The organism is uncultured Thiodictyon sp., assembly GCF_903828115.1.
Lineage (GTDB): Bacteria > Pseudomonadota > Gammaproteobacteria > Chromatiales > Chromatiaceae > Thiodictyon.
The window spans coordinates 1-6077 of record NZ_CAIKKU010000259.1; the positions used below are offsets into that span (position 1 = coordinate 1).

General features: G+C 65.8%; 3 protein-coding genes. All 3 read left to right on the top strand.

All coding sequences use genetic code 11. The annotated features are described in order from the left end of the window. Positions 1-165: 165 nt before the first annotated feature. A complete protein-coding gene (locus QZY48_RS09830; RefSeq protein WP_295430570.1) occupies positions 166-2031 on the top strand; it encodes a DUF294 nucleotidyltransferase-like domain-containing protein in 1866 nt (621 codons plus the stop codon). Between the two features lie 43 nt (positions 2032-2074). After that, positions 2075-2761: an exonuclease domain-containing protein gene (locus tag QZY48_RS09835; protein WP_295430571.1), complete on the top strand. Its 687-nt coding sequence runs from the start codon at positions 2075-2077 to the stop codon at positions 2759-2761. Between the two features lie 76 nt (positions 2762-2837). Next, positions 2838-5936, top strand: coding sequence for a DUF499 domain-containing protein (locus QZY48_RS09840; RefSeq protein WP_295430572.1), 3099 nt, complete (start codon positions 2838-2840; stop codon positions 5934-5936). Positions 5937-6077 lie beyond the last annotated feature (141 nt).

Here is a 6077-nt window from a genome sequence, read left to right on the forward strand (position 1 = left end):
GTCGTTGTCGTAATCGTAATCGGAGAAACGATGCAATTTGGCGTGCGAGAGAATCCTGGGCGCTACGATAATCTCGATTACGACAACGACAACGACAACGACAACGACAACGAACATGGCGCTATCTTGGTTAATAGCGCCTTATTGTGACCCCGGAGGAACTGCGTGGACGTCGAACTCGTTGAAATCCAGGAATTCCTGGCCAGCCACCCGCCCTTCGACAAACTGCCGCCGGAGACGCTGGAGCGCCTGCCCAAGCGGCTCTCGGTGCGCTATATCCGCCGCGGCAGCGTCTTTCCGCCGTTGGACGCGGATCAGCCCTATCTCTATATCTTGAGACGCGGGGCGGTGGAACTGCGCGACGCCCAGGGGGACCTGGTCGGCAAGCTGGCCGAGGGCGACCTCTGCGACATGGCCTGTCGGCTCGGCGGGAATGCCGTGCCGATGAAGGGCAGCACCGCCGAGGACACCCTGGTCTATTTGCTGCCCTGTACGGATCTGACGGCGCTGCGCGCGCAGCACGCCCACTTCGCGGAGCACTTCGATCAATCCGTCGCCCATCGGCTGCGCCGGGCCCTGGACGCGGTGACCAATGCCCCGGCGTCCGGCGCCGGCCTCATGACCCTGCGGGTCGGCACCCTGATCAACCGCGCGCTGGTCACGGCCACCCCCGAAACCAGCATCCGCGAGGCGGCGCAGGTCATGGCCGAGCACAATATTTCCTCGCTCCTGATCATGGTCGGGGAGCACCTGGCGGGGCTGATCACGGACCGGGACCTGCGCAAGCGGTGCCTCGCCGCGGGGCTGCCGAGTGATCGGCCGGTGCGCGAGATCATGACCGAGCGGCTGGAAACGGTGAACGTGGACACCCTGGGTTTCGAGGCCCTGATCACCATGACGCGGCTCAACGTACATCACCTGCCGGTGATGTCGGGCGGCAAGGTGGCAGGCATCCTCTCGACCACGGACCTGACGCGCTTCCAGAGTTCCAACTCGGTCTACCTGGTGGGCGACGTCCATCATGCGAAGGACCTGGATACGCTGATCGAGATCAGTTCCAAGGTCGGCGAGTTGCAGGTGCACATGGTCAACGGCGGGGCCACCGCGGATCAGGTGGGGCAGGCGATCAGCGCCATCACCGACGCCATCACCCGGCGCCTGCTGGAGATCGCCGAGGCGCAATTGGGGTCACCCCCGGTTCCCTATGCCTGGATGGTCGGCGGCTCCCAGGCGCGGCGCGAGCAGACCTCCTATTCGGATCAGGACAATGCGCTCTTGATCGCCGACCATATGAAGCCGGAGGACGACGCCTATTTTGCCGCGCTCGCGAGCATCGTCAACGACGGACTCAACGCCTGCGGCTATGTCTATTGTCCAGGCGACGTCATGGCCAGAAATCCCAAATGGCGCCAGACGCTGCGGATCTGGAAGAAATATTTCAACACCTGGATCCAGCGCCCCGAGCCGATGGCCCTGATGCTCTCCAGCGTCTTCTTCGACCTGCGCCCGGTTCATGACCCCGAGGGCCTGTTCGAGGAGATCCACGACCAGGTGCTGAACCTCTCCAAGGACAATCGGATCTTCATCGCCTACATGGCCGCGAACGCCGTCAAGAATCGCCCGCCCCTGGGGTTCTTCCGCAATTTCGTCCTGATCCAGGGCGGTGAGCACGACCACACCTTCAATATCAAGCACCGGGGGATCGTGCCGATCATCGACCTGGCGCGGGTCTATGCCCTGTCGAGCGGCATCACCGAAACCAACACCCTGGAGCGCCTGCGCACCGCCGCCGGGATCAATGCCCTGAGCAAGGATGGCGCGGCCAATCTCAGCGACGCGGTGGAGTTCGTCGGAACCTTGCGGGTACGCCACCAGGCGGGCCAGTTGCGGCGCGGGGAGAAGGCGGACAACTTCCTCTCCCCCGATGAGCTCTCGCCCTTGGAGCGTGGACACCTGAAGGATGCCTTCCTCCTGATCAACGCCATGCAGGAGTCGCTCGCCCAGCGCTACCAGACCGGTCGGATCAACTAGATGGATCAACCAGACGGATCAACGAGACGGATCAAATAACCGCGTGTTCTTCGTCCCCTCCTTTCTCGACTGGCGCCGCCAGTGGCAGCGCCTGCGCGCCCGGCCGGGGCCGCTGCGGGATTACCTCGCCCACCGCTTGCCGCGCACCGACCAGGATTGGCGCGCGGCCGATTATCTGGCCATCGACCTTGAGACCACCGGGCTCGACACCGAGCGGGACCTGATCCTGAGCGTCGGCTATGTGGTGATGCACGGCAACCGGATCGATCTGGCGAGTGCCCGCCACCGGGTGGTACGGATCGACCGCCGGATCCCGGAGGCGAGTGCCGTCATCCACCAGATTACCGACGACCAATCCGCCGGCGGTCTGGAACTGGCGGACGTGCTGGCGGAACTGCTGCCGGTGCTGGCGGGCAAGGTGATGATTGCGCATCACGCGACCATCGAATGCGGCTTCATCGGCAATGCCTGTCGGCGTCTGTGGCGGGCCGGGCTCCCGGTGCGGGTGGTCGACACCCAGGTGGTGGCGCACCGCACCTTCGAGCGGCGCCAGACCGCCTTCAAGAGTTCTGACCTGCGCCTGCACTCCCTGGGGGAACGCTACAACCTGCCGCGTTACAGCGCCCACAACGCGCTCAGCGACGCCCTGGCCGCCGCCGAACTCTTCCTTGCCCAGGCGGCCTACCGGGAAACGGGGGACTGGCTGCCGCTCAAGAAATTCCTGTGGTGAGGCGCCAGGATCGCCATCGCTTCAACTCCCAGGTCGACCCCGGACGACGCCAGCCGATTGTAGGAATTTACGGACCATGACCTTGCCGACCATCTTCGATCTGTGCGAACCGCGCCAGGACGTGCTCCAGGGGACCATCTCGGAGTCGGACTTCGCCGCTGACCTCGCTCAGGTCCTGCGTGGCGACGCCCCCAAAGAGTACCTGGACCCGGTCAGGTTCTTCGCCAACACCCACCCGACCCGGGGACTGAAAGACCTGCTGCGCAACGTCTGCCTGCGCCTGACGGGCAACCCCCACCAGGTGGCGTCCATCTTCCGGCTGGACACCAACTACGGTGGCGGCAAGACCCACGCCCTGATCGCCCTGACCCATGCCATCAACGGGATGGCCGGTGTGCCGAACGCCGACGAATTCCTGGACCCGGCGTTGCTGCCAACGGGCAAGGTCCGGATCGCCGCCTTTGACGGTGAGAACGCCGACCCCTTGAGTGGCCGCTCCCTGGAGCCCGGGCTGCTCGCCTATACCCCCTGGGGCGAGATCGCCTATGCCCTGGCCGGTCGGGACGGGTACGAGCGGGTGCGCCGCAGCGACGAGCAGGGCGGCGCACCCGGTGCCGCAACCATCCGGGAGTTGTTCGGGGGCGAGCCGACGCTCATCCTCATGGACGAGCTCTCGGTCTACCTGCGCAAGCTCAAGGTCCCGGAACGCGAGGCGGCGGGCGGCCAACTCACCGCCTTTCTCAGCGCCCTGTTCAAGGCCGTGGAGAGTTCGCCGAACGCTGTGGTCGTCTACACCCTGGCCATCGGCAAGGGCGGAAAGGCCACCGACGCCTACAGCGACGAGAACCAATTCATCGCCGACAAGATGGAAGAGGCCGAGAGTGTCTCGGCCCGGAAAGCAACACTGCTCAATCCCACGGAGGAAGACGAGACGGTCAAGATCCTGCGCCGTCGGCTGTTCACCCGGATCGACGACGCCGGGGCCGCGCCCGTGATCGAGTCCTACCGGCACCTGTGGGAGCAGCACCGAGACCAGTTGCCCCCCGCCGGTGTCGGCGATTCCCGGTTTGACACCTTCGCGGCGGGCTATCCACTGCACCCCGAACTCATCGACACCCTGCGCGAAAAGCTGTCGACCCTGAGCAATTTCCAGCGGGTGCGGGGCATGCTGCGACTACTCGCCCGCAGCGTCGGCCGGCTCTGGGAGCAGCGCCCCGCGGACGCCTTCGCCATCCACCTCCACCACCTGGACCCCGGCTTCGAGCCCATCCGCCAGGAGATCGTGACCAGACTCGGTCAGCGCCAACTCGTTCCCGCCATCAAGGCCGATGTCGCCGCCGTCCCGGGCGACCAAAGCGCCCTGGCCCAGCAACTCGACGCCGAGCATTACCAGGGGCTCGCCCCCTACGGCTCCTACCTGGGTCGGGCGATCCTGTTCCATACCCTGGCCTTCAACGAAAACCTCAAGGGTGCGACCCCCGAGGAGTTGCGCTACTCCATCCTCTCCCCCGGCACGGATCTCAGTTTCATCGACGATGCCCGCCGACGCTTCGTCCAGGGCTCGGCCTATCTGGACGACCGCCCGAACCTGCCCTTGCGCTTCTCCGCCGAGGCCAACCTGACGCAGATCCTGCGGCGCGAGGAGCACCGCGTCGACCCCGGGGAGGCCCGCGCCCAGCTCAACGACCGGATCAAATCCATCTTCGGCGGGGCCGTCTTCAACCTCCACCCCTTCCCCGGCGGTCCCTACGACGTATCGGACGATGCGGGCGACGGCAAGCCGGCCCTGGTCCTGCTGGGTTACGACGCGGTGGAAGTGGCGGGCGACAACCTGGCGATCCCGGAACTGGTGGGCCGCATCTATGAGTACAAGGACGTGGCGGGGGGGCTGCGGAAAAACCGCAACAACCTGGTCTTCCTGCTGGCCGATCAGGCCCGCAAGGAGGAGATGAAGCACAAGATGGTCCGGCGCCTGGCCCTGAACGAGTTGCGCCGCCCGGAACGCCTCAACGAATTCCCTGCGCACCAGCAGGACAAGATCAATGGGTGGTACCACGGCTCTGAGTCGGACCTGGCGGTGGCGATTCAGCAGTGCTACAGACATGTGCTCTACGCCTCCAAGCACCGCATTGAGGGGGCCAACCTGGACCTGGCGCACACCGCCATCGACATGCAGGGCGCCTCGAACAAACCCGGGCAGGGCCAGAAGCAGGTGATCGAAATCCTGCGCGCCAACAACAAGCTGCGGCTGCCCGAGGACGATCCGGACTCGCCGACCTATATCCGCGACCGCACCCCGCTCAAGAAGAAAGGCACCATCACGACCGCCGCCCTGCGCGCCGAGTTCCGGAAGGACCCGGCCCTGCCCATCCTGGTCGGCGACGACTGCTTTGTGAAAGGCATCCGCCGCGGCATCGAGCTGGGCGAGTACGTCTACCAGAGCGGCGATCTCACCTGCGGCATGGGCGATCCCTGGGCCAGTATCCATATCGACGAGCAGTCCTTCGTCCATACCTCGGCTTACGCCAAAGAAAAGGGCATCTGGCCGAAGGTGGCAGAGCCAACGCCCGTCCCCGGATTCGGCACGGGGACGGCCACCGGCGGCGCGACGGCAGGCACCAGTGACGAAACAACGGGCGGCACCGGCATGGGCACGGGCAAGCCGGACAGCACGGGTGGAACCGGGCCGACCGGCGGTACCGGCAAGACCGTCGATCCCCCGCCCCAGTCCAACACACTGACCGAGGAAGGCGTCCTCAAGGAGGCCCTCACCAAGCTCTGGGAGCGGGCGCGGGCACGCAAGTTCACCCATATCCGCGCCATCGAGTTGCGGCTCTTCGACGCCACCGACGCCTTCCGCCTCCTGGGTCTGGTCGCGGCCGTTCAGGGCGCCACGAAACAGGTCGCCTTGAGCGGCAGCTATGTGACCACGGACGGCGGCACCTTGGAGCTCGAATTCAACGGCCCGCCCACCGATGCGCAACCGGTGAAGGACTTCCTGGACCCCCAACTGCGCGCGGCCAAGGAAAAGGTGGTCGAAGCCCGCTTCGACATCCGCTTCGATGACGCCGGACTCGCCCTCGCGGGCGACGCCGCGGAAAAACTCGGCGAGCGTCTGACCCGCTTCGGCACCGGGGCGGCCTATGTGTCCATCACCGCCGAGGGCAGTGCATGAGTGCCTTGCCCGCTCGTTTGCCCGATGAACGGCCGGCCGCCGCCATGCCCAGGTATGAGCTGTGGGTCCGCACCCACGGGCCGGATAACCTGGAGATGGAGGTCTGGCAGGTACCGGCCCCGGCCACCCCCCACATCAAGA